A 21,967-nucleotide genomic window follows, 5' to 3' on the forward strand; every position below is an offset into this window, starting at 1 on the left:
CAGCGGTCTTCAGTCGTGTCGGTTGCCATATTGCAACCTAGCTAGGGAGATGCGCTCGTGTCACACGCCGACGACCACGAAGGAACCCGCCGGGATTTCCTTTATTATGCGACCGGTGGCGCCGCAGCCGTAACGGCTGGTGCTGCTGTTTGGCCGCTCGTCAATCAAATGAACCCCTCTGCCGATGTTCGGGCGCTTAGCTCGATCCGCGTTGATATTGCTGACGTCGCAGTCGGCAGCCAGATCACCGTGAAATGGCTGGGCAAGCCGGTGTTTATCCGCCGCCGTACTCAGGAAGAAATCGATGTTGCACGTGCTGACAACACCGCCGACAACCTGATCGACGCATATGCTCGAAACGACAACCGCTCGGCGGATCTGTCGGCGGACGACCAAAACCGTGCGATGGATGAAGCTGGCGAATGGCTGGTGATGATGGGTGTGTGTACGCACCTTGGCTGTGTGCCCCTGGGCGACGGCGCTGGTGAGTTCGGCGGCTGGTATTGCCCCTGCCACGGTTCGCACTACGACACCTCGGGCCGTATCCGCAAAGGTCCGGCACCTGAAAACCTGCCCGTTCCCGTCGCCGAGTTCGTCGACGAAACGACGATCAAACTGGGATAAGGGAGGCTTACATGTCTGGAATTCCTCACGATCACTACGAGCCCAAGTCGGGCTTTGAAAAGTGGCTGGACGAGCGTCTGCCTATCGTCGGCCTTGCTTATGGCACGCTGATGATCCCCACCCCGAAAAACCTGAACTGGTGGTGGATCTGGGGCATCGTACTTGCCTTCTGCCTGGTGATGCAGATTGTCACCGGCATTATTCTGGTAATGCACTACACTCCGCATGTTGATCTTGCGTTTGCCTCGGTCGAACACATCATGCGCAACGTGAACGGCGGTCACATGATCCGCTATATTCACATGAACGGCGCATCGCTGTTCTTCCTGGCGGTGTATATCCACATCTTCCGTGGCCTGTTCTACGGTTCGTATAAGGCACCCCGCGAAATCACGTGGATCGTCGGTATGATCATCTATCTTTTGATGATGGCAACCGGCTTCATGGGTTACGTTCTGCCTTGGGGTCAGATGTCCTTCTGGGGTGCTACGGTTATCACCGGCCTCTTTGGTGCGATCCCGTTCATCGGCGAACCGCTGCAGACCTTCCTTCTGGGCGGACCTGCTGTGGACAACGCCACGCTGAACCGCTTCTTCTCGCTGCACTATCTGCTGCCCTTCGTGATCGCCGCGCTTGTCGCCGTTCACATTTGGGCCTTCCACACCACGGGCAACAACAACCCAACCGGTGTTGAAGTACGTCGTGGTTCGAAAGAAGAAGCTAAGAAAGACACCCTGCCGTTCTGGCCTTACTTCGTGATCAAAGATCTGTTCGCGCTGGGCCTGATCCTGATCGGTTTCTTCGCAATCGTCGGCTTCATGCCGAACTACCTGGGTCACCCCGACAACTATATCGAGGCAAACGCTCTGGCGACGCCCGCACACATCGTTCCGGAATGGTACTTCCTGCCGTTCTACGCGATCCTGCGTGCTTTCACCGCGGACGTTTGGGTTGTGCAGCTGGTTAGCTTCCTGACCGGTGGCATCATCGACGCGAAGTTCTTCGGCGTGCTGGCCATGTTCGGCGCCATCATCGTGATGGCTCTGGCACCTTGGCTGGACACCTCGTCGGTCCGTTCGGGTCAATATCGCCCTGCCTTCAAATGGTGGTACCGCCTGCTGCTGATCGACTTCGTCGTTCTGATGTGGGTTGGCGCTCGTGACACGAACTTCCCGCATGACTGGATTTCGTTGATCGGGTCGACCTACTGGTTCGCCTACTTCCTGGTTATCCTGCCGCTACTGGGTCTGTTCGAGAAACCGAGCACGCCTCCGGCAACGATCGAGGAAGACTTCAACGCCCACTATCCCGGCGCAGCCGAGTGAGAGGATTGAGAACAATGATCAAACAACTCACAGCATCCGCGATCGTCGCTCTGGGTCTTGCCACTGGCGCGGCTCAGGCAGCTGGCGCAGGCGGCGAAGTCCATGACACAGCCTTCTCGTTCGAAGGTCCGTTCGGCAAGTATGACAAGGAACAACTGCGTCGTGGTCTGAAAGTGTACACCGAGGTCTGTGCGGCCTGTCACGGTCTGCGCTATGTGCCGCTGCGTACCCTGTCGGACAAAGGTGGCCCCGAGTACACCGAGGACGAAGTGCGCGCCTATGCAGCCGAAAACTTCACCATCTACGATCCGGAACTGGATGACGACCGCGCCCGCGTGCCGGCCGACTTCTTCCCGACCGTATCGGGTGAAGGCATGGGTCCCGACCTGTCCTTGATGGCGAAAGCCCGCGCTGGCTTCCACGGTCCTGCTGGCACCGGCATCAACCAGCTGGTCAAAGGCATGGGTGGCGCCGAGTACATCGCCTCGTTCCTGACGGCCTTTAACGGCAAGGAACAGGAAGTCGCTGGCCAGTACCTGAACGGAAACGACGTGTTCCCGGGTGGCTGGACATCGATGCCTCCGCAGTTGGAAGATGGCTCGGTCGAATTTGACGACGGCCACAACAACTCGGCCCACCACTTGGCCGAGGACGTTGCAGCGTTTCTGATGTGGACAGCTGAGCCCAAGATGATGGCCCGCAAACAAGCTGGCTTTATCTCGGTCCTGATGCTGGTCCTGCTGACCTCGCTTCTGTACCTGACGAACAAGAAGCTCTGGGCCCCGCACAAGGGCAAAAAATTTGACGCATAAGCGTTGGGTTTCGAGGAAATAGAAAAGGGCGCCGCAAGGCGCCCTTTTTCAATGATCGGTACCGTTTTTTCCAATGTATTGTTGAACTAGTTTTTCAAACGTGCCTCAATTTCAGTAAGGCCTGTCTCGTAGAATTCGGCTACTGCCTTCTCCATCTCGGGATCTTGCGAAGAGAATCGACCAGACCATGTGACGGTCGATTTCGCTCCCATAGTTATCGACACCGTTGCGGTGTATTTCTCCAGTGGTAGCGGAGAGCTGACGGTTTTGTAGGTGTACGAGAGCCCCGGTTCAACAGCGATGCGTTTTTCGACGAATTCCGCACCATCTGCGAGTACTAGGATGCGATGTAACGAGCCATCTATGACTTTTAGGGTGCAACTGTTCACCAAAGGGTGCCAGTCGTCTACGTCGCAAAAATCTCCAACGACATTCCAAGCTTCTTCTGGTGAAGACGCAAACTGAATTGCACGTTCAACAGTAAAATCGGCAGCAAGTGAACCTGATGCTGTAACGCTAATGATTCCAGCGAGCGCACATTCCTTTAAGTGTAACATCGATCGCCCCTTTTTTGAAAAAGTACAAACAACCAAAGACAACTCTAACATGTATTCGCCGCTCGTCAAAATGACCGGATGTTACCTGCACGGTAAAGCGCTTGACTCGGCGCCTTGGCAACCCAATCGCTAAAGGATCAGAGTTGCCCTTCCCCGCTAGCCCCCAAATACTCCCGCATCACCTCAGGCGGATTCGCAAACATCTCATCCGTCGCAACGGGCGCATGCGCTGCCCCATCCGCCACCAGAACCACCTGATCGCACAGCACGCGGGCGTCCTCAGGGTCGTGGCTGACCATCAGAAGGGTCGCACCTGTCTCGTCCAGCAGCGTGTGGACCAGCTCCAGCATTTCCGCTTTCAGCGCGGGGCCGAGTGCGCCAAAGGGTTCGTCTAGCAGCAGCACTGGGCGGTCACGCAGCAGCACGCGGGCAAGGGCAACGCGGGCGATCTGGCCGCCGGACAGCTGTGCGGGTTTGCGGTCTCCCATACCCTCCAGCCCTACGTGGGTCAGGGCTTGGGCGACGCGGGTGTGATCGTCAGTGGACAGGCGCAGGTTCGGGCGCAGACCCAGCCCCACGTTTTGCGCGACGGTTAGATGGGGAAACAGGTTGTTGTCCTGAAACACCATGCTGATTGGACGCGCGGCGGGGTCTTTGGGCATTGGCTTTGCATCCCAGTGGATCTGCCCCGCATCCAACGGCTGGAACCCGGCAATCGCCGCCAACAGGGTGGACTTCCCCGCGCCAGAGGGGCCAAGCACCGCAACGCGCGCTCCGGGTGTGATCGTAAAGTCCCCCGCAAGGCTGAAATCACCCAGCGCGATGCGCATGTTGTCAACGGTCAGCATCTACGCGACCTCCCTTATCGAAGACCCAAAACAGCGCCAGAGACAGGGCCAGAAGCAGAAGGGCGGCGGCGGCGGCGTCCTCCATTCGGTAGGCCGTCATCAGGCGGTAAAGCTGTAGGGGCAAAGTCGCATTTGATCCATCTGCAAACATGGCGATGACACCAAGGTCGCCCATCGAAAGGGCTGCGGCCAGCCCCAGTGCAAATCCCATCGGGCGGCGCAGGCGCGGCAGCCACAGGTGACGCAGCCGTGCCATGCCAGTCATCCCTAACCCATCCGCAAGCTTGCCATAGTCCCTCTCGATCGCAGTCAGGGCGGGCACCAGCGCGCGCAGGGTAAACGGCAGGCTCATGGCCGCGTTCACCACGGCGGTGATCGGCAACGCAAGGTCCGACGGTTTTACGAAAGGAAACACGATGATGAACAGCCCGGTGCCGATCACCAGAGGCGAAGCGGCGATGGTGAGATACCCGATGCCCTCGACCAACCGCGACGTACTGCGCACCGCGAAAGCCGCAATCGGCAGGGAGAGCATCAACGTCACAGCGGCCGAGAGCAGCGCGACCATGACGGAACGGGCCGCGGCGGAGAAGACCTCGGCCGGGAGGGTCAGTAGACGAGGCAACCCGTCCAGCACAACCATGGTCAGGGGCAGGATCAGGAAAAGGCTCGCCAGAAGGATTGCGGTGACGTCTTGCACGCGCAAAAGGCGGGTGTCGTCCCAGCGGGTCACGGCGCGGTCCAGCCCCGTGCCCATGTCGCCGGGGATCGCCACACGAAGGGCCAGAAGGGCTGCGGTGGCGCCAAGGGTGAACTGCACAAGTGCCAAAAGGGCCGCGCGGCCAAGGTCGAAGTCGAAGCGGAAGGCTTCATAGATGGCGAGTTCCACGGTGGTGGCTTTGGGGCCGCCGCCAAGGGCAAGAGCGACGGCGAAAGACGTCAGGCAGATCAGGAAGATGACAAGGAACGCGCCCGGCACGACCTCGCGCAGCATGGGGCGTTCCAGCGTGCGGGCGATGTCGGACGGGCCCATGCCGAGCGACGCGGCTAGGCGGAAGCGTTCGGACGGGATGGCCAGCCAGCCTTGCAGGATCAGGCGGGTGGCCAGCGGCAGGTTAAAGAACACATGGGCGAGGATGACGCCGTGGTAGCCGTAGACCGAGATCGGTTCGATCCCGAACACGCCCAACGCCTGCGAGATCAGCCCGGTGCGGCCAAAGACGGCGATCAGGCCCAGAATGGCGACGATGACTGGCAGGATAAACGGTGCACCCAGAAGGGTGATTAGCACAGAACGACCCGGAAAGCTGCGCCGCGCCAGTGCGCGCGCGACGGGGATCGCCAGAAGGATGCTGAGCGTGGCGGACGCAGCGGCCTGCCATAGCGTGAAGCGAATGGCGGCCCAATCGGCTGGGCCAAGCCTGCCCGCACCCTCGGCCCGCATCGCAACTGCGATCAGCGTGCCAAGGGTCAGGCAGACCACCACCCCAAGCGCCACGGCGCCAAGGATGGTGCGGTTTATTTGGACGCGGCGGCGAGCCATTCGTCCAGAGCCGGCTTGCGGATCGCCTCGGCTTCCTCTTCGCTGAACACCAGTGCCTTCGCAGGCACGGGCAGATTGGCGAAGCCTTCCGGCAGTTTTTCTGCGGCCAGTTTCGACGGGAAGGACCAGTTCGAGGTCGCGATACCCGACTGGAACTCTTCGCTTAGCACGTAGGCCATGAAGGCGTCGGCCAATTCAGGCTGGTCGGTGTTTGCGATTTTGCCCACGAGGTCCACATACAGATAGTGGCCTTCGTCGAAGATCGCTGCTGATTTGGTCAGGTCTTCTTCGGCGATGATGTGATACGCGGGCGAGGTCACGTAGGACAGCACCATATCGGCTTCGCCATCGGTGAACATGCCGTAGGCCTCGGACCAGCCTTTGGTGACGGTCAGGATCTTCGGGTATAGCTTGGCCCAAGCCTCGTCTGCTTTGTCGCCGTAGATTGATTTGACCCACAACAGAAGCGCTAGACCCGAGATTGAGCTGCGCGGGTCCTGAATGACGATCTTGGTGTCGTCAGGCATCGCCAGAAGCGCGTCAAAGCTGGTGGGCGCATCTGTGATCTTGGTGTTGTCATAGATGAAGGCGGTATAGCTGTAGTCGAACGGTACGAACGTGTCGTCAGTCCAGTCGACCGGCAGCGTCAGGCCGCTGACATCAAGCCCATGCGGGGCGAACAGGCCCGAGGCACGGGCACGAGCCGTCACATCTGTGTTCAGGCCGATCACAACGTCAGCTTCAGTGCGCTCGCCTTCCAGCATCAGGCGCGGCATGACGTCGCCGGTGACGAATTCCAGATCGCAGCCGCACTGGGCTTCAAAGCCTGCCTCGATCGACGGGCCGGGGCCCCACTCGGAAGCGAAATAGTCAGGAGCATAAACTTGCAGCACGGGTTTATCCGCAGCCAAGGCGGCGGTCGTGGTCAAAGCAAGTCCTGCGACAAATGAAAGGGCTGTCTTCATTGGGTCCTCCATATGCGCCGAACGGATGGGGGCATTTGGGACATCCAAATCACCTTCCCTCCGCCGGTGTTAGCCGGTTCAGGTTCTACGGGTCCGCGCGGATGCGCATCTCAGCTGTGGTGTCACAGCACCCCGAGGTGCCCCGTTCGTGCACAATGCGCGCGGAATTGGCAAGCAGATTTGCTGGGCGGTAGAGCGCAAGAGGGGTCACGGCGACGCAAGCCCATGAAAAGAATGCCATTTCACCCTAAGACCTGTTTCGTGAATCCGTAAGGCCAACAGCGCATAGCGGACATGCCCTTGACCATGGGGTAACAATCAGCAATGTGAACGCTAACACCATTAGCATCAGAGTCGGTCATGACGGACACATCACAAACACCCCTTCGCGGGCTTGGTTTTGCTTTTGCAGCCTTTGGACTTTTCGCTACGCACGACGCCGTGATCAAGGTGCTGGGCGCAAACTTTGCTGTGTTCCAGATCATCTTTTTTGCGATGCTGTTTGCCTTTGTGCCTATGGCTGTGATGATGCTGGCGGACCGGCAAGTGGATAACTTTCGCCCGCATCATCCGTGGCTGATCCTGATCCGGGCCACCACATCCGTCATCGCGATGTCGTCTGCTTTCTATGCCTTCACAGTTCTAACGTTGGCCGAGGTCTATGCGCTGCTTTTTGCAACGCCGCTTCTGATCACCGCAATGTCCGCTTGGCTGCTGGGAGAGCCCGTTCGTGGTCAGCGCTGGGCCGCTGTCATCGTCGGGTTGATCGGCGTTCTGATCGTTCTAAGGCCGGGTGTTACGGTCATTTCATTCGGTCACATTTGCGCGTTGATTGCCGCGTTCTGCTCCGCTCTTGGATCGGTTATCATGCGGAAAATTGGCGGGGAAGAACGGACCGCCGTGATGATCCTTTACCCTATGTTGTCTTCCATTGTGGTCATGGGTCTGATCTTGCCCTTCGTCTATGTCCCCATGCAGATCACGGATCTGGGTCTGGTTGCTAGTGTTGGTGTCATGTCGGTCTTTGCACAGATAATGATCATCGCTGCATATCGCGCCGCCCCTGCGGCTGTGGTTGCGCCGACGCAATACAGTCAGATCCTGTGGGCGACGGCTTTCGGAACCCTGTTTTTCGACGAGCTTCCAGACATGTGGGTCGGCGTAGGTGCATCGGTGATTATCGCGTCAGGTGTGTTTATTGTTTGGCGTGAAAGCCGTCCGTCGGTCTCGGTCCGCAGCCCGATCTTGCGCAACCCGAACCCGCGTTATGATGCTGGCCCCTCGCCGAAGCCAAAACATCGCAGGCCACAACAAAGCGAAAGCTGATCGCTTGGGGCGCTTCCCTTTCGTTTTCCCCTTCGCTATCACGCTGGGGAATGAAGGAGCGCACCCATGTCGATGAACAGCTTTGGTCATATTTTCCGTGTCACCACTTGGGGTGAAAGCCACGGGCCCGCATTGGGCGCGACTGTCGACGGGTGCCCTCCTGGAGTGCCGCTGGAACCTGAGATGATCCAGGTGTGGCTGGACAAACGCCGTCCGGGTCAGAATAAGCACACAACACAGCGCAATGAACCCGATCAGGTTCGTATTCTGTCTGGCGTTTACGAAGGTCAGACCACTGGCACGCCGATCCAGCTGATGATTGAGAACACGGATCAGCGCTCCAAGGACTACGGCGAGATCGAAAAGACCTTCCGCCCGGGTCATGCAGACATCACCTATTGGCAGAAATACGGCATCCGCGATCCGCGTGGTGGTGGACGCTCGTCTGCCCGCGAAACGGCCGCGCGTGTGGCTGCTGGTGGCGTGGCGCGTGAGGTGCTGAAGGCGCTTTTGCCGGGGCTCCAGATCAAGGGCTACATGACCCAGATGGGCGAGCTGCATCTGGACCGCGAGAAGTTCGATTGGGACGCAATTGACGGCAACGCCTTCTGGCTGCCGGACGCGAGCGCTGTGCAGGAGTGGGAAGACTATCTGCAACACTTGCGCACTAAGGAGAACGACTCCGTCGGGGCTGCGATTGAAGTTGTGGTGCGTGGCGCGCCAGCCGGACTGGGCGCGCCGGTTTATGCCAAGTTAGACACTGATTTGGCCGCTGCGATGATGTCGATTAACGCCGTAAAAGGCGTCGAGATTGGCGAAGGTATGGCCGCAGCCGGTCTGCGCGGAACTGAAAATGCGGACGAGATTTTCATGGGGAATGACGGGCAGCCCGTGTTCAGTTCGAACCACGCTGGCGGCATTCTGGGCGGCATCTCGTCAGGGCAGGATATTGTCGTGCGATTTGCGGTAAAACCAACGAGCTCGATCCTGACACCTCGCCAGTCGATCACCAAAACCGGTGAAGCGATTGAGGTGGTCACAAAGGGCCGTCATGACCCCTGCGTTGGCATTCGTGCCGTCCCCGTAGGAGAAGCAATGGCCGCCTGCGTGATCCTTGACCACCTGATGCTGCATCGCGCCCAGATAGGTGAAGGTCCACGTGGGAAAGTCGGCTAAGGTATCCCCTCAGCCGATTTCACTAAGATCGTTCTTAAGCTGAAGCCGCGTTGAGCGCTGTGTCCATTAATGCTTGGATGTCAGCTTTCGACGTGCCAGCAACAATGCGGCCAAGCTCTTCATCACCTTTCAGAACAACAAGCGTCGATCGACGTGGGATCTTTAGGGATTTGGCGAGCTCTGATTTGCCGTGTTTGTCCCAATCTACGTCAATGAACGTAATCGCTTCGTCATAGGCTGGATTTTCAGCCTTCAGCGCGTTGATCACACGTTCTTGTGCGGCGCAGGTGGAACACCAGCTGGCTTTGAAGTCCAGAAACACGATTTCGCCGTTTTCCAGTGCTTTAGTGACTAATCCCGGAGCGTATTCCATCGCACCAGCACGGGCCAGTGCAGGGACAAGGGACACTGCGGCGGTTAGGGAAAGAAAGTCGCGTCTGTTCATGTTGGTCTCCTTTCAAAGGGATACTGAGAGGTCGTTGAGCCAAGTAGGCAGGTTTTGCACCGCCCAAGCTTCAAGGATGTGGTGAAAACGGAACAGGATCATGATCCCGACCGTCAGGAATATTGCGCCCATAATCGGGCGTGATTTCTGCGCAATCTGCCGCATTAGAGCCTGTCTGCGCATGATTGCAGCCCGCGCGCCATAGCCAAGTGCGATGATGATTGTGGACACGCCAAGCGCAAAAGCAATCATGATGGCTGCGGCCCACGGGATCGACTTGCCTTGTGACGCGAGCGAGATCGCGCCGCCAAGGGTCGGGCCGATGCAGGGGCTCCAGACTGCGCCCAGAAGCATGCCACCAAGGAACTGCCCAGACAGGCCGTTTCGGTTCACGTCATCCAAAGTCATGTCTGCTTGTGCGGAAACGCCCGCCGTGGCAGTGGCAAAGCGTTCGGACAGGACAGGAGTCATCAAAATCAGGCCGAATCCGATCATCAGAATGGCGCCCGCGCGGGCGACCATGTCTTCGGTCAGACCGATTGTATAACCCAGCACGGTGACCAGAAGGCCAAGCGTCACGAAAGAGACGCTCATCCCGCCTGCAACGGCCAAAGGTCCAAACCGGCTGGCTTGCAATGCAGTTGCCAGCACAATGGGCAGCACTGGCAAAACGCAAGGGTTGATCAGGGTCAGAAGCCCCGCAAGGTATCCAAAGACAAGTTCCATGTGTGGAATGTCCGGGAAATTGCTGTGAATGTCATCTCACGAAGCGGGCAAGCAGCTTCACGTCTCTGTGGGGTTTTGTTTCGATAGCTGAACGGCAAGGATGCCGACGGTGATGATCGCAACGCCAATAAAATCCATCATGCTTAGGGCCTCGCCAAGCAGAAGCCACGCTATGGCAACGCCGAAAAATGGGTTCAGGAAGTGAAACGTTGCAGCTTTGACCGCGCCAATCCGGCCGACCAAAGTAAACCAGATCCACGTGGCCAGCAACCCAGGAACAAGCACGGTATAAGTAAAGGCCGCTCCAAGGCGCAGGCTTGGTGTAAATGCTGGGCTTTCCAGAAACAAAGCCGCGATAAACAAGGCAGCAGAACCTACAAACATCTGCAAGCCGACGATCATCATCAGATTGCCGCCGGAAGATGCCGTGCGGACCGACAGCGTTGCTGCAGTCAGCGCAGCCGCCGCGACAAAGCAGAATATCACACCCGTCAGATCAACACCGCCAGACAGGCGCGAACCCATGATCAGAGTAACCCCGACCACACCAGCCAATAGACCCGCAACCGCCATAGGACGCAGTCGGTCACCAAGAAGCGTCCATCCCGCAAAGGCCACCATCAAGGGCATCGTGGATGCAATGATTGATGCCAATCCAGCCTCGACCCACTGCATCGCAACGAAGTTCAGCCCAAGATAAAGCGCGTTTTGGCAGATCCCGAAGATGATAACCGCGCGCCATTGGTTTCGGGTAAGCGACCAGCTTTGGCCGAGGGCGCGCGCAATGATCACGCCCAACAAGCCCGAGATCAGGAAGCGCAAAGAGAGCGAATACAACGGGGGAGCTTCCGACACGATGATCCGGGCCGATGTGAAAGCCGAGCTCCACATCAAGGCAAAGCCCAGTCCCATGAAAATCGCGCGCAGGTCCATGTGATCTCCAAAATGAAAAGGGCCGCCAATCTGGCGACCCTTTCCGAATTCTGTCAGCGGGGCAAGGCCCCTTGTGACCAGATTAGCCGTTCACGCTGTCTTTCAGAGCTTTAGCGATGGTCATTTTCACGACCTTGTCGGCTTCTTTCTGGATCTGCTCGCCGGTGGCGGGGTTGCGCACCATGCGTGCCGGACGCTCGCGGCAGTAGATTTTACCAACGCCAGGCAGGGTCACAGCACCACCACCCGAAACTTCTTTGGTAATGATGTTGATGATACCTTCCAGGGCACCTGTTGCGGACTTCTTGTCCGAACCCATTTCTTCTGCCAGAGCGGCAACCAGTTGGGTCTTTGTCATCGGTTTCGACATGTATAACACTCCTCACTTTGCCCATTTGTTGGGCTTCATTGCGGGCATTTAACTGTATGTAGCGTGGCGACACAATCGTTTGTTGGTCCATTTTCCCTAGGAAATAGCGCTTTTTCGCCAAAAAATGGCACGGCTGACCTAGGGTTAAGTCGTAATTCGCCGCCAAAGGGCTAATTCGCCCCCTTTTAAAGGAACGCGGTTTCTTCGAAACTTCTAAGCTTCCGACTGTGAATTCGTTCGATCGGCATGTCTCGCAAGGTCTCCATTGCGCGAATTCCGATCTGCAAATGGCGTGCCACCTGTGTTTTGTAGAAGTCAGATGCCATGCCCGGCAGCTTCAGTTCTCCGTGCAGTGGTTTGTCCGAGACACATAGCAACGTGCCATAGGGCACACGGAACCGGAAACCATTGGCCGCGATGGTAGCGCTTTCCATATCCAACGCGATGGCGCGCGATTGGCTGAGGCGTTGCACCGGTCCGCGCTGGTCACGCAATTCCCAGTTTCGGTTGTCCAAAGTCGCAACCGTGCCTGTCCGCATAATGCGTTTCAGCTCGAAGCCTTCATATTCGGTGACCTGTGCCACGGCCTGTTCCAGCGCGATTTGAATCTCAGCCAGCGGCGGGATCGGCACCCAGATCGGCAGATCGTCATCCAGCACACGGTCTTCGCGAAGGTAGGCGTGGGCCAGAACGAAATCGCCCAGCCGCTGGCTGTTGCGAAGGCCGGCGCAGTGCCCAACCATCAGCCATGCATGGGGACGCAGAACGGCAATATGGTCGGTCGCTGTTTTCGCATTGGACGGACCAACACCAATGTTCACCAATGTGATCCCTGATCCATCGGGTCGGGTCAGGTGATAGCTGGGCATTTGCGGAAGCTTCGGTGGAACCGGCAGATCTTCATCCGCTTTGGTGATGCGATGATAGCCGGGCCCTACGAACGAGTCATATCCACTGTCTGGATCGGCTAGCATCTGGCGGGCATAGGCCTCGAACTCTTCCACGTAGAACTGATAGTTGGTGAACAGAACGTGGTTCTGAAAATCCTCGGGCATGGTGGCCGTATAATGTGACAGACGCGCCAGCGAGTAGTCAACGCGCTGTGCGGTGAACGGCGCCAGAGAGTTTGCGCCGCTATCATCAGGTTCGGCCACACCATTAACAATGTCGTCATTTGTGGTCGACAAATCGGGCACATCAAAGACATCACGCAGGGGATACGTCATCGCGCCTTCTTGTGGCACCGAGATACCGGGATTGCGCGACACCGCGAAATGCACCGGAATGGGGGTGGTTGAGTAGCCCACCTGCACAGGAACACCGTGGTTTTCCATTAACAGGTCGATTTGTTGGATCAGATAACCCTCGAAAAGATCTGGTCGCGTAATTGTGCTGGCATAATCGCCGGGCGCTGAAACGTGGCCAAAGCTTAGACGGCTGTCCTTTTGCGCGTGGCTGGTCGTGGTCAGGCGAATTTCCGGATAGAACGCGCGAAACCGCGTCGGCGGTTGTTCACCGGTCGCATTCTGCTCGAAAGCGTCACACAAAAATGCGCATGCATCATCATAGAGCATTTTCAGACGCTCAACAGCAGATTTTGGATCGGTGAATACCTCGTATGAGCCATTTCCGGGGCTTACAACGGGGATCGAGGGTGCGCTTGGGGTCATCAATTATCCTTCAACAAATCGGTCAGTTCGAATTTCGTTACGTCCACCAACCCCAGATCAGAGATCCGTAACTCGGGGATGACAACCAGCGCCAAGAAACTGTGCTGGATCGACGCATTGTTCAGTGTGCAGCCGCAGGTCTCCATCGCATCAATGATGCCTTTGGCTTTCTCGGCCACTTCGGTTGCAGGTGCGTCAGACATCAGGCCGGCTACGGGCAGCTCGACCAAAGCAAGCTCTTTTCCGCCTTGATAGACACACATACCGCCACCAACTTCGGCCAGTCGGTTGGCCGCCAAGGCCATGTCATCACGCGATGTACCGACCACAATCATGTGGTGGCTGTCATGGGCGACGGTGGATGCCATGGCCATGGATCCCTTGTATCCAAACCCATTCACAAACCCGTTCACAACGCCTCCTGTGCCTTTGTGCCGTTCGACAAGCGCAACTTGTGCAACGTCTTGCGCTTCATCCGTTTGCACGATGCCATCCGAGACGCCGAGGTCACTTATTAGCGCCTTGGTGGGGGCTTGGTTCTCGACAATGCCGATCACTTTGGCTGCGACCGAGTTCGCACCCTCGGGTGCTTCCACGATGAAATCTTCGGGCATAATGGTTTTGCCCAGATGCATGGTGGCTTTTGCATGGTCGGGCCAGTCCAGATGCGGGCAGTCGACGGTGATCTTGCCGCCCTCAGCAACGCTGATACCACGGGCGAAAACGCGGTTGATCGGCAGGGTGGTCAGGTCATTGGTGAAAATCAAATCCGCACGCCTTCCGGGTGTAATAGAGCCTAATTCACGCTCTAACCCGAAATGCGTGGCTGTGTTGATCGTCGCCATTTGCAGCGCAACCAATGGATTGCATCCATAGCTGATTGCATATCGCAGGGCGCGGTTCACGTGGCCTTCCTCGACCAAGGTGCCAGAATGGCAATCATCCGTACAGATGATGAAATTGCGCGGGTCCATGCCCTTTTCGGTGACCGCGGTGATCTGCTTCTCGACATCGAACCAAGCGGATCCAAGCCGCATCATCGACCGCATCCCCTGACGGACACGGGCAATGGCGTCTTCTTCACAAGTGCCTTCGTGATCGTCCGCCGGGCCACCCGCCGCATACGCATGGAAATTCGGGCCAAGATCGGGGCTGGCATAATGCCCACCGATGGTCTTGCCGGCGTTCTGGGTCGCGGCCATCTCGGCCAGCATCTTGGGGTCGCCGTTGATCACACCGGGGAAATTCATCATCTCGCCCAACCCGATGATACCGGGCCAGGTCATGGCTTCGGCCACGTTGTCAGGAGTGATTTCATAGCCCGTGGTCTCTAATCCCGGTGCAGACGGCGCACAGCTTGGCATCTGCATATAGATGTTAATGGGCTGGATTAGAGCCTCATCATGCATCAAGCGCACACCCTCCAACCCCAGCACATTCGCAATCTCGTGCGGATCCGTGAACATCGTGGTGGTGCCATGCGGAATGACGGCGCGGGCGAATTCAGCGGGGGTCAGCATGCCGCTTTCGATATGCATATGCCCGTCGCACAGACCGGGGATCAGGTATTGGCCACCCGCGTCGATCACCTGTGTGTCTGTGCCGATACAATGGCTGGCATCGGGGCCGACGTAGGCAAACCGCCCATCGGCCATGGCAACTTGCCAGTCCAGCACCTCGCGCGTGTGGACATTCACGACCCGGCCACCCTGAATCACGGTGTCCGCGGGCATGCGGCCAGCAGCGACTGCGATTAAGCGCGCCGCACTTTCCGGCCAAGTTTTGAAAGTTGGGTTTTCCATGAACCAATTGTTCTGAAATCCGATGTTAGCGCAACCCCAAAACGGGCCGGTGCAGATTGGGCTTTTAAATCCTGAAATCCATTGGATACTGCGCCCATGAAAAAGACGCTTTTTGTATTCGGTTATGGCTATTCGGCGCGCGCTTTGGTGCGCGAGTTGGGAGATGACTTCACCACCATCGGAACCTCACGAGAGGCTGGATCAGATGTGGTTAAGTGGCCGGGCTCGGATATCTCTGAACCTTTGTCATGCGCCACGCATCTGTTAATCTCGGCAGGGCCGGATGGTGACGGAGATCCCGTTTTACGCAAGGTTAGAGACGATATTTCACGCATCGCTCCGCAGCTGCAATGGGTGGGCTATTTGTCCACCACCGGCGTTTATGGCGACCATCAGGGCGGCTGGGTGGACGAGGACACGCCACTGACGCCTTCCACCAAACGCGGGCAACAGCGTGTTATTGCCGAGGCCGCTTGGCAGGAACTGGCTGATCAGGCTGGTCTGCCGCTGCATATCTTCCGGCTGGCGGGCATCTATGGCCCCGGTCGGGGCCCGTTTGCAAAAGTGCGCAAGGGCACGGCGCGGCGGATCATCAAGAAGGATCAGGTGTTCTCGCGCATTCATGTGGACGACATCGCACAGGTTCTGGCCGCGTCAATTGCGCAGCCGAATCCGGGGCGGGTCTATAATGTCTGCGATGACAACGCCGCCCCGCCCGAAGATGTACTGGAGCATGCCGCAAAGCTGCTTGGCTTACCAACCCCACCGTCCGAGGATTTCGAGACTGCCGAGATGACGCCGATGGCCCGCAGCTTCTATGCGGAATCAAAACGCGTGCGAAATGACCGCATCAAGGACGAGCTGGGCGTGAAGCTGCGTTATCCAACCTATCAGGATGGCTTGGCCTCTTTGCTTAAAGCCGAGGGTTAGGCCCGCTTTTCGCTGATCTGTGCGACGCCCAAAACATCCAGAACCTTGGCTTCGATGTCCTTGGCCGAAAGCTTGGCCTCTTCATACATCCGGGCTGGGGATGCGTGGTCAATGAATGTGTCGGGCAGAACCATCGAACGGAACTTGATCCCGCGATCGAACACACCTTCTTCGGCCAAAAGCTGCGCCACGTGACTGCCAAAACCACCGATTGCACCTTCTTCAATGGTAATCAGGGCCTCGTGGTTATTCGCAAGCAGCATGATCAGGTCACGATCCAAAGGCTTGGCAAACCGTGCATCTGCGACGGTTGGATTGATGCCGCGTGCGGACAGAGCCTCGGCAGCGGTTTCCGCTTCTGACAGGCGGGTGCCGAACGACAGGATTGCGACGCGCGCGCCTTCGCGCACGATGCGGCCTTTGCCGATGGGAAGCACCTCACCTTTTTCGGGCAAATCAATGCCAACACCTTCGCCGCGTGGATAGCGGAAGGCCGACGGGCCATCGTTGATCGAATGGGCCGTGGCGATCATGTGCATCAGCTCGGCCTCATCCGCGGCGGCCATTACGACGATGCCCGGCAGGTTGGCCAAATAAGCGATATCGAACGAACCAGCATGGGTGGCACCATCCGCGCCAACAAGACCGGCACGGTCAATGGCAAAGCGTACGGGAAGACGTTGCACCGCCACATCATGCACCACTTGGTCATAGCCACGCTGAAGGAAGGTCGAATACATCGCACAGAAGGGTTTCATACCTCCTGCGGCCAACCCGGCGGCAAAGGTCACGCCGTGCTGTTCGGCAATGCCGACGTCGAAACAACGCGATGGATAGCGCTCTGCCATCGGATTCAATCCAGTACCGTCCGGCATCGCGGCCGTTACGGCACAGACTTTGTCGTCTTCGGCAGCCAGCCGTACCAGTTCGTTCCCAAAGACAGACGTGTAGCTGGGTGCGTTTGACGGTGCCTTTTGCTGTTTGCCGCTGGCCACGTCGAACTTGGCAGTGGCGTGGCCACGGTCGCGCGCAGCCTCGGCGGGTGCGTATCCTTTGCCCTTCTTGGTGATCACATGGATCAGCATCGGGCCAGTGGCGCGGTCATGAACGGTGCGTAGGACCGACAGAAGGCTGTCCATATCGTGCCCGTCGATGGGGCCGACATAGGAAAAGCCCAGTTCTTCGAACAGAGTGCCGCCGACAGTCATCGACTTCACCATTTCCTTTGCGCGGCGCGCGCCTTCCTGGAATGGTTCGGGCAGCAGGCTAACCGCGCCTTTGGCAGCGGCTTTCAGTTCTTGAAACGGCTCTTCGGCGTAAAGGCGGCTGAGATAGCTGGACAGCGCGCCCACAGGTGGGGCGATCGACATGTCGTTGTCGTTCAGGATCACAAACAAGCGGCGGTTCAGGTGACCTGCGTTGTTCATCGCCTCGAATGCCATGCCAGCAGACATCGATCCGTCACCGATCACGGCAACCGCGTCGCCGATCCCATGTTCCGGCGCGCCACCAAGATCGCGGGCGACCGAGAAGCCAAGCGCCGCCGAGATCGAGGTCGAGCTGTGCCCGGCCCCAAACGGATCGAACGGGCTTTCCGAGCGTTTGGTGAAACCGGAGAGACCATCCTCCATCCGCAATGTGCGAATGCGGTCACGGCGACCGGTCAGAATTTTGTGTGGGTAGCACTGGTGACCTACGTCCCAGACAATCCGATCCTTGGGTGCATCAAAGACGGCGTGAAGCGCAACGGTCAGTTCAACAACACCAAGACCTGCGCCCAAATGCCCGCCAGTTTCCGATACGGCCGAGATCGTCTCGGCCCGTACCTCATGCGCCAGCCTTTCAAGCTCGCTATCCGACAAGGATTTCATGTCGGCGGGGACCGTTACGCGGTCAAGGATGGGTGTTTCGGGTCGGTCAGACATAATTGCCCCGTTTGCCTATCTATCGCGCTGGATAACGAAGCGCGCCGCCTCTCGCAAGGTATCGGCATCCTCACCATAGGGTGAAAGTGCATCACATGCTTGATTTACAAGCTCTTTTGCGCGGGATTTTGCCGCATCTAGTCCGAGAAGTGACACGAATGTCGCCTTTCCGGCGTCCTGATCTTTACCAACGGCTTTCCCAACGGCGGTTGCGTCGCCTTCGACATCCAAAATGTCGTCGGCAATCTGGAAGGCCAAACCAAGAGCAGTGGAGTAGTCACGCAAAGGCGTGATATCTGCACCTGCCAATACAGCGCCAGCTTCACCCGACCATCGGATCAAAGCGCCGGTTTTACCTGCCTGAAGCGCGGTGATTTCCTCGAGCGACAGGGGAGTGTCAGCGGTTTCAGCGGCAATGTCCAAAGCCTGCCCGTGCACCATTCCCAGCTGCCCAGCGGCACGGGCCATCGAAGCAACAAGCGGTACGCGGGCGTCACCAACGTCGCCATGGGTCAGCAATTCAAACGCCAGTGTTTGCAACGCATCGCCAACGAGCACGGCTGTGGCGTCATCCCATTTCTTGTGAACGGTTGGCAGGCCGCGCCGCAGGTTGTCATCATCCATACAGGGAAGATCATCATGAACCAGCGAATAGGCGTGAATGGCCTCGATCGCGGCAGCCGGCCAAAGTGCGCGGGTTTCTGACACGCCATGCAAGCGGGCCCCTTCAATGACCAGAAACGCCCGCAAGCCCTTCCCGCCAGCGGTGGCATAGCGCATGGGCTCTGCCAAGGCGCCTTTGGGATCAATTACGGCGTGCAGATGCGCCCGCGCAGCGCGGGCGGTTTCGTCCAGACGTGTCTTGAACATTTACTGCCCTTCGACAGGAGTGGTGCCGGTGGGGGTGCCGTTCTGATCCAGCGTGATCGTGGCAACCTTTTCTTCGGCTTCCTTGAGCTTCGTCTCGCAGCGCGCTTTCAGCTCGGCCCCGCGTTCATAAAGCTTGATCGAATCCTCAAGCGCGACGTCACCGCGTTCCAGCTGGCCAACGACGGTTTCAAGTTCCCGCATCGCCTCTTCAAAGGACATTTCGCTTACTGGTGTGTCGCTCATGCGCCCCGCTCCATCATCACATTGACATAGGCCCCGACGCTATCGCCAAGAGCTTGCAAATCATAACCGCCCTCAAGCGACGATACCACCCGTCCGTCACAGCATTTATCCGCAAGGTCACAGATGCGATGCGCTAGCCAGGCGAAGTCCTCGGTTTCCCATTGAAGGCCGGCCAAGGGATCGCGTCGGTGGGCGTCGAACCCGGCAGACACCAGCACAAGTTGCGGCTCATAAGGCTCTATTTCCTCGGAAATGACCTTTTCCCAAGCTTCCTGCATCACTTCACCGCCGGTGGCTTCCTCAAGCGGGATGTTGATCACCTGCCCAAACGCTCCTTTTTGATGAATGCCGCCAGATCCGGGATAGAGAGGCATTTGGTGCGACGATACGAACCGCACGCGGCTTTCATGCCACAGCACATCCTGTGTACCATTTCCGTGATGCACGTCGAAATCCAATACGGCGATACGATCCAAACTATGTGTGTTCGCTGCCTCAATCGCGGCAATTGCGACGGTCGAGAACAGGCAGAAGCCCATAGGCGTGGCTTTTTCGGCGTGGTGTCCGGGTGGGCGGCAGGCGACAAAGGCGTTTTGCGCATCACCCGACATCACGCGATCAACGGCATCAATGTTGCCTCCGATGGCACGCAAAGCCGCCTCGAACGATCCGGGGGCCATGAACGTGTCGCCATCCAACTGCGCCCAGCCTTCGACCGGCTGCGCGTTTTCAAGCCGTTCGAAATAGGCACGGGAATGCCCAAGGCGAACGTGATCAAGGGATGCAACCGGCGGTTCATGCCGGATCAGAGACTGAAACACCGATGCGGAAAGGGCGGTTTCGATCGCCTCTAACCGGGCCACCTGTTCCGGGTGTCCGGGCGGGGTGATGTGATCAAAGCAAACGGGGTGCGTATAAAGCAAAGTTGTCATGCGCCGACGCTAGGGCAATAGTGTGGGGACAACAAGGAGTGTTCCATGCGTTTGACCTTACCGCTTCTACTCGTCGCAGCACCCGTTTGGGCAGAGGGATTTGCAACCCAAGTCACTGGAGATTTCAACGAGGATGGCATCGCCGATCACGTCGCTGTCGTTGAGTTCGGAGGCTGGGGCCAAGCTGATCTTCTTTTGAAGATGGGCGATGGCTTGGAAACCATATGGGTGCAGAACATTATCTGGGTCGGCGGGATTGGTCAGCAACCGTCCTTGAAGATCACCCCGCACGGGTCGCTTCAAGTGATCGATCACAACAGCTCTATTGGGCGCAACCGATGGGAGCAGACCCATACCGTTGCCTGGCGTGATGGCGCGATGCGGGTCGTGGGCTATACCTATCATTGGTATGATACGCTGAACCTAGAGGATAGTGGCAGCTGTGATCTGAACTTTCTGACCGGAAAGGGTGAAGTCTCAAAGGGCCAAGATGGATCCGTAAAGATGATCCCCGTTAAGACCCCGGCGTTCCTTGCGCAGGACTGGACCTATGTGCTTCCCCCGGAATGCGAAGCACATATCAAATGACCGAGGTTTAGTCAGGCGCCAGCATATACCCCGCCCCACGCACTGTCTGAAGGTATCGTGGCTGTTTCGGGTCGGCTTCCAGTTTGCGACGCAGGCGGGTGATCTGCACATCCACCGCACGTTCTTGCGCTTGCCCTTGATCGCGTCCTAACTGTTCCACCAATGACGTGCGGCTAACCGGTTCGGCTGGGGTCGACGAAAAGATCTGCATGAGTTTTTGTTCCGTCGCCGTCAGCCGCACCAAGGTTTCCCCCTGCCACAGTTCACCGCGTTCGACGTCATAGGTCTTGTCGCCCAGCGCAAGGGATTTCGGGCTTTGGTCTTCTGTTGTGGTGGGAACACGCCTGAGGATCGCGTTGATCCGCAACAGCAGCTCTTTCGGCTCGAATGGCTTGGCCAGATAGTCGTCTGCGCCAGCCTCCAACCCCTTAATACGGTCTTCGGTCTCGCCTTTCGCGGTCAGCAGCAGGATCGGGGTGGTCAGGGTTTCACGCAAAGAACGTGTCAGGCTGATCCCGTCTTCGCCCGGCATCATGACATCTGTCACGATCAGATCAAAATCCAGGCCGCTCAAAAGCCGACGCGCATGTGCCGCATCACGCGCCGCACTGACCCAAAAGCCATTGCGCACCAGAAACTTCTGAAGCAGGCCGCGAATGCGTTCATCATCGTCGATGATCAAAAGATGAGACTCGGGTGCTTCACTCATGTTCAACATCTTTCATTCGGTTGAAATGTCTTCTCATATCTTGATCCATCATCGCCTCGAGGACCGTTCGAAACCCTTGTACCGCGTCTGGACCCGCCTCGCGATAGGCTTGTCGCATTCTTTCGCGCTGGGCGTTTGACAGCTCTTTTTCGAGCTCTGCGCCTTTGTCAGTCAGGAACAGATTTCGCTCTCGCTTGTCTTGCTTGCCGATCCGGCTTTCCACAAGCTCGTCTTCGATCAAGGTTCTCAGGACCCGATTCAGCGATTGTTTGGTGACCCCGAGAATGGACAGAAGGTTGTTCACCGTGGTGCCAGGTGTACGGCTGATGAAATGCAACGCGCGGTGATGGGCGCGGCCGTATCCATACTTGTTCAGAATGCGATCTGGGTCTGCGGTAAAGCCACGATAGGCAAAGAACATCGCCTCGATGCCTTTGCGCAATTGCTCGTCTGTTAGGAACAGCAGGCTTTGTCCCCCCGGAGAATGCCGGTCACTCATGACAAACCTCATCACAAATCATGTTACAGGTACCAGTTTTATGTCAGTGTTGTTGACTTTCCAAGAATCAATTGTTAGCGATTTGCGGATTTCGCGAAATATTATGTCCGATGCGGACCGATTTTGCGCAACAATTGGAAAAACTCACC

The 21,967-nt window shown here is 57.7% G+C and carries 23 protein-coding genes and 1 riboswitch; of the genes, 7 read left to right on the top strand and 16 right to left on the bottom strand.

The genetic code is table 11. The annotated features are described in order from the left end of the window. The first annotated feature begins 57 nt into the window (after positions 1-57). Genes petA through MWU55_RS03165 form a run of 3 tightly spaced genes read left to right on the top strand, consistent with a single transcriptional unit; the run spans position 58 to position 2,761 of the window. Positions 58-624 (top strand): ubiquinol-cytochrome c reductase iron-sulfur subunit, encoded by a 567-nt coding sequence (gene petA / locus MWU55_RS03155; RefSeq protein WP_246934249.1) that lies wholly within the window; start codon positions 58-60, stop codon positions 622-624. Positions 625-635: 11 nt separating this feature from the next. Further along, positions 636-1,949, top strand: a complete 1,314-nt coding sequence (gene petB / locus MWU55_RS03160) for a cytochrome b (protein WP_246934250.1) — start codon at positions 636-638, stop codon at positions 1,947-1,949. A gap of 14 nt (positions 1,950-1,963) precedes the next feature. Further along, positions 1,964-2,761 carry a cytochrome c1 gene (locus tag MWU55_RS03165; RefSeq protein ID WP_246934251.1) on the top strand — a complete coding sequence of 266 codons (798 nt, stop codon included), beginning with the start codon at positions 1,964-1,966 and terminating at the stop codon, positions 2,759-2,761. Positions 2,762-2,847: 86 nt separating this feature from the next. On the opposite strand, the gene MWU55_RS03170 is transcribed toward MWU55_RS03165, so the two are convergent. The 4 genes from MWU55_RS03170 to MWU55_RS03185 all read right to left on the bottom strand — a co-directional run bounded on the left by MWU55_RS03170 (position 2,848) and on the right by MWU55_RS03185 (position 6,674). After that, the gene (locus MWU55_RS03170) at positions 2,848-3,369 is read right to left on the bottom strand and encodes an SRPBCC family protein (RefSeq protein ID WP_246934252.1); all 522 of its coding nucleotides are present in this window, start codon (positions 3,367-3,369) and stop codon (positions 2,848-2,850) included. 86 nt (positions 3,370-3,455) lie between these two features. Then, the gene (locus MWU55_RS03175; protein ID WP_246934253.1) at positions 3,456-4,166 is read right to left on the bottom strand and encodes an ATP-binding cassette domain-containing protein; all 711 of its coding nucleotides are present in this window, start codon (positions 4,164-4,166) and stop codon (positions 3,456-3,458) included. Beyond that, positions 4,153-5,709, bottom strand: a complete 1,557-nt coding sequence (locus MWU55_RS03180) for a thiamine/thiamine pyrophosphate ABC transporter permease ThiP (RefSeq protein WP_246934254.1) — start codon at positions 5,707-5,709, stop codon at positions 4,153-4,155. Before MWU55_RS03180 ends, MWU55_RS03175 begins: the two co-directional genes overlap by 14 nt. Then, on the bottom strand, positions 5,685-6,674 hold the full coding sequence (locus tag MWU55_RS03185; protein ID WP_246934255.1) for a thiamine ABC transporter substrate binding subunit: 990 nt from the start codon (positions 6,672-6,674) through the stop codon (positions 5,685-5,687). The genes MWU55_RS03180 and MWU55_RS03185 overlap by 25 nt, the downstream gene beginning before the upstream one ends. A gap of 38 nt (positions 6,675-6,712) precedes the next feature. After that, a riboswitch (TPP riboswitch) is annotated at positions 6,713-6,819 on the bottom strand. A gap of 215 nt (positions 6,820-7,034) precedes the next feature. On the opposite strand from MWU55_RS03185, the gene MWU55_RS03190 reads away from it, so the two are divergent. Next, positions 7,035-8,000, top strand: coding sequence for a DMT family transporter (locus MWU55_RS03190; RefSeq protein WP_246934256.1), 966 nt, complete (start codon positions 7,035-7,037; stop codon positions 7,998-8,000). Between the two features lie 66 nt (positions 8,001-8,066). Then, positions 8,067-9,176, top strand: coding sequence for a chorismate synthase (aroC, locus tag MWU55_RS03195; RefSeq protein ID WP_246934257.1), 1,110 nt, complete (start codon positions 8,067-8,069; stop codon positions 9,174-9,176). A gap of 34 nt (positions 9,177-9,210) precedes the next feature. Here the strand turns inward: aroC and MWU55_RS03200 are convergent, their stop codons facing one another. The 6 genes from MWU55_RS03200 to ade all read right to left on the bottom strand — a co-directional run bounded on the left by MWU55_RS03200 (position 9,211) and on the right by ade (position 15,122). Then, entirely contained in the window at positions 9,211-9,621 is a 411-nt protein-coding gene (locus tag MWU55_RS03200) for a thioredoxin family protein (protein ID WP_246934258.1), read from the bottom strand. 12 nt (positions 9,622-9,633) lie between these two features. Continuing rightward, a complete protein-coding gene (locus MWU55_RS03205) occupies positions 9,634-10,347 on the bottom strand; it encodes a cytochrome c biogenesis CcdA family protein (RefSeq protein WP_246934259.1) in 714 nt (237 codons plus the stop codon). 57 nt (positions 10,348-10,404) lie between these two features. Continuing rightward, the gene (locus tag MWU55_RS03210) at positions 10,405-11,280 is read right to left on the bottom strand and encodes a DMT family transporter (RefSeq protein WP_246934260.1); all 876 of its coding nucleotides are present in this window, start codon (positions 11,278-11,280) and stop codon (positions 10,405-10,407) included. Positions 11,281-11,362: 82 nt separating this feature from the next. After that, the gene (locus tag MWU55_RS03215) at positions 11,363-11,650 is read right to left on the bottom strand and encodes an HU family DNA-binding protein (RefSeq protein ID WP_246934261.1); all 288 of its coding nucleotides are present in this window, start codon (positions 11,648-11,650) and stop codon (positions 11,363-11,365) included. 185 nt (positions 11,651-11,835) lie between these two features. After that, positions 11,836-13,320, bottom strand: coding sequence for an AMP nucleosidase (locus MWU55_RS03220; protein ID WP_246934262.1), 1,485 nt, complete (start codon positions 13,318-13,320; stop codon positions 11,836-11,838). Beyond that, the gene (gene ade, locus MWU55_RS03225; protein ID WP_246934263.1) at positions 13,320-15,122 is read right to left on the bottom strand and encodes an adenine deaminase; all 1,803 of its coding nucleotides are present in this window, start codon (positions 15,120-15,122) and stop codon (positions 13,320-13,322) included. The genes MWU55_RS03220 and ade overlap by 1 nt, the downstream gene beginning before the upstream one ends. 96 nt (positions 15,123-15,218) lie before the next feature. Here ade and MWU55_RS03230 point away from each other — a divergent pair, with 96 nt between their 5' ends. Beyond that, positions 15,219-16,052, top strand: a complete 834-nt coding sequence (locus tag MWU55_RS03230; RefSeq protein WP_246934264.1) for an SDR family oxidoreductase — start codon at positions 15,219-15,221, stop codon at positions 16,050-16,052. Here MWU55_RS03230 and dxs read toward each other — a convergent pair. Genes dxs through MWU55_RS03250 form a run of 4 tightly spaced genes read right to left on the bottom strand, consistent with a single transcriptional unit; the run spans position 16,049 to position 20,022 of the window. Further along, positions 16,049-17,977: a 1-deoxy-D-xylulose-5-phosphate synthase gene (gene dxs, locus MWU55_RS03235; RefSeq protein WP_246934265.1), complete on the bottom strand. Its 1,929-nt coding sequence runs from the start codon at positions 17,975-17,977 to the stop codon at positions 16,049-16,051. The two genes, MWU55_RS03230 and dxs, sit on opposite strands and share 4 nt — an antisense overlap. Positions 17,978-17,992: 15 nt before the next feature. Next, positions 17,993-18,847: a polyprenyl synthetase family protein gene (locus MWU55_RS03240; protein ID WP_246934266.1), complete on the bottom strand. Its 855-nt coding sequence runs from the start codon at positions 18,845-18,847 to the stop codon at positions 17,993-17,995. Beyond that, positions 18,848-19,090 (bottom strand): exodeoxyribonuclease VII small subunit, encoded by a 243-nt coding sequence (locus MWU55_RS03245; protein WP_246934267.1) that lies wholly within the window; start codon positions 19,088-19,090, stop codon positions 18,848-18,850. It lies immediately after the preceding gene. Then, positions 19,087-20,022 (bottom strand): histone deacetylase family protein, encoded by a 936-nt coding sequence (locus tag MWU55_RS03250; protein WP_246934268.1) that lies wholly within the window; start codon positions 20,020-20,022, stop codon positions 19,087-19,089. The genes MWU55_RS03245 and MWU55_RS03250 overlap by 4 nt, the downstream gene beginning before the upstream one ends. A 45-nt stretch (positions 20,023-20,067) precedes the next feature. On the opposite strand from MWU55_RS03250, the gene MWU55_RS03255 reads away from it, so the two are divergent. Next, complete coding sequence (locus MWU55_RS03255; protein WP_246934269.1) at positions 20,068-20,610, top strand: hypothetical protein; 543 nt, start codon at positions 20,068-20,070, stop codon at positions 20,608-20,610. A gap of 7 nt (positions 20,611-20,617) precedes the next feature. Here MWU55_RS03255 and MWU55_RS03260 read toward each other — a convergent pair whose 3' ends face one another. Together MWU55_RS03260 and MWU55_RS03265 are read right to left on the bottom strand one after the other, a co-directional pair. Continuing rightward, positions 20,618-21,319, bottom strand: a complete 702-nt coding sequence (locus MWU55_RS03260; RefSeq protein ID WP_246934270.1) for a response regulator — start codon at positions 21,317-21,319, stop codon at positions 20,618-20,620. Beyond that, positions 21,312-21,818 carry a MarR family transcriptional regulator gene (locus MWU55_RS03265; protein WP_246934271.1) on the bottom strand — a complete coding sequence of 169 codons (507 nt, stop codon included), beginning with the start codon at positions 21,816-21,818 and terminating at the stop codon, positions 21,312-21,314. The genes MWU55_RS03260 and MWU55_RS03265 overlap by 8 nt, the downstream gene beginning before the upstream one ends. Positions 21,819-21,967: the final 149 nt, after the last annotated feature.

Source organism: Aliiroseovarius sp. F20344, from assembly GCF_023016155.1.
GTDB lineage: Bacteria > Pseudomonadota > Alphaproteobacteria > Rhodobacterales > Rhodobacteraceae > Aliiroseovarius.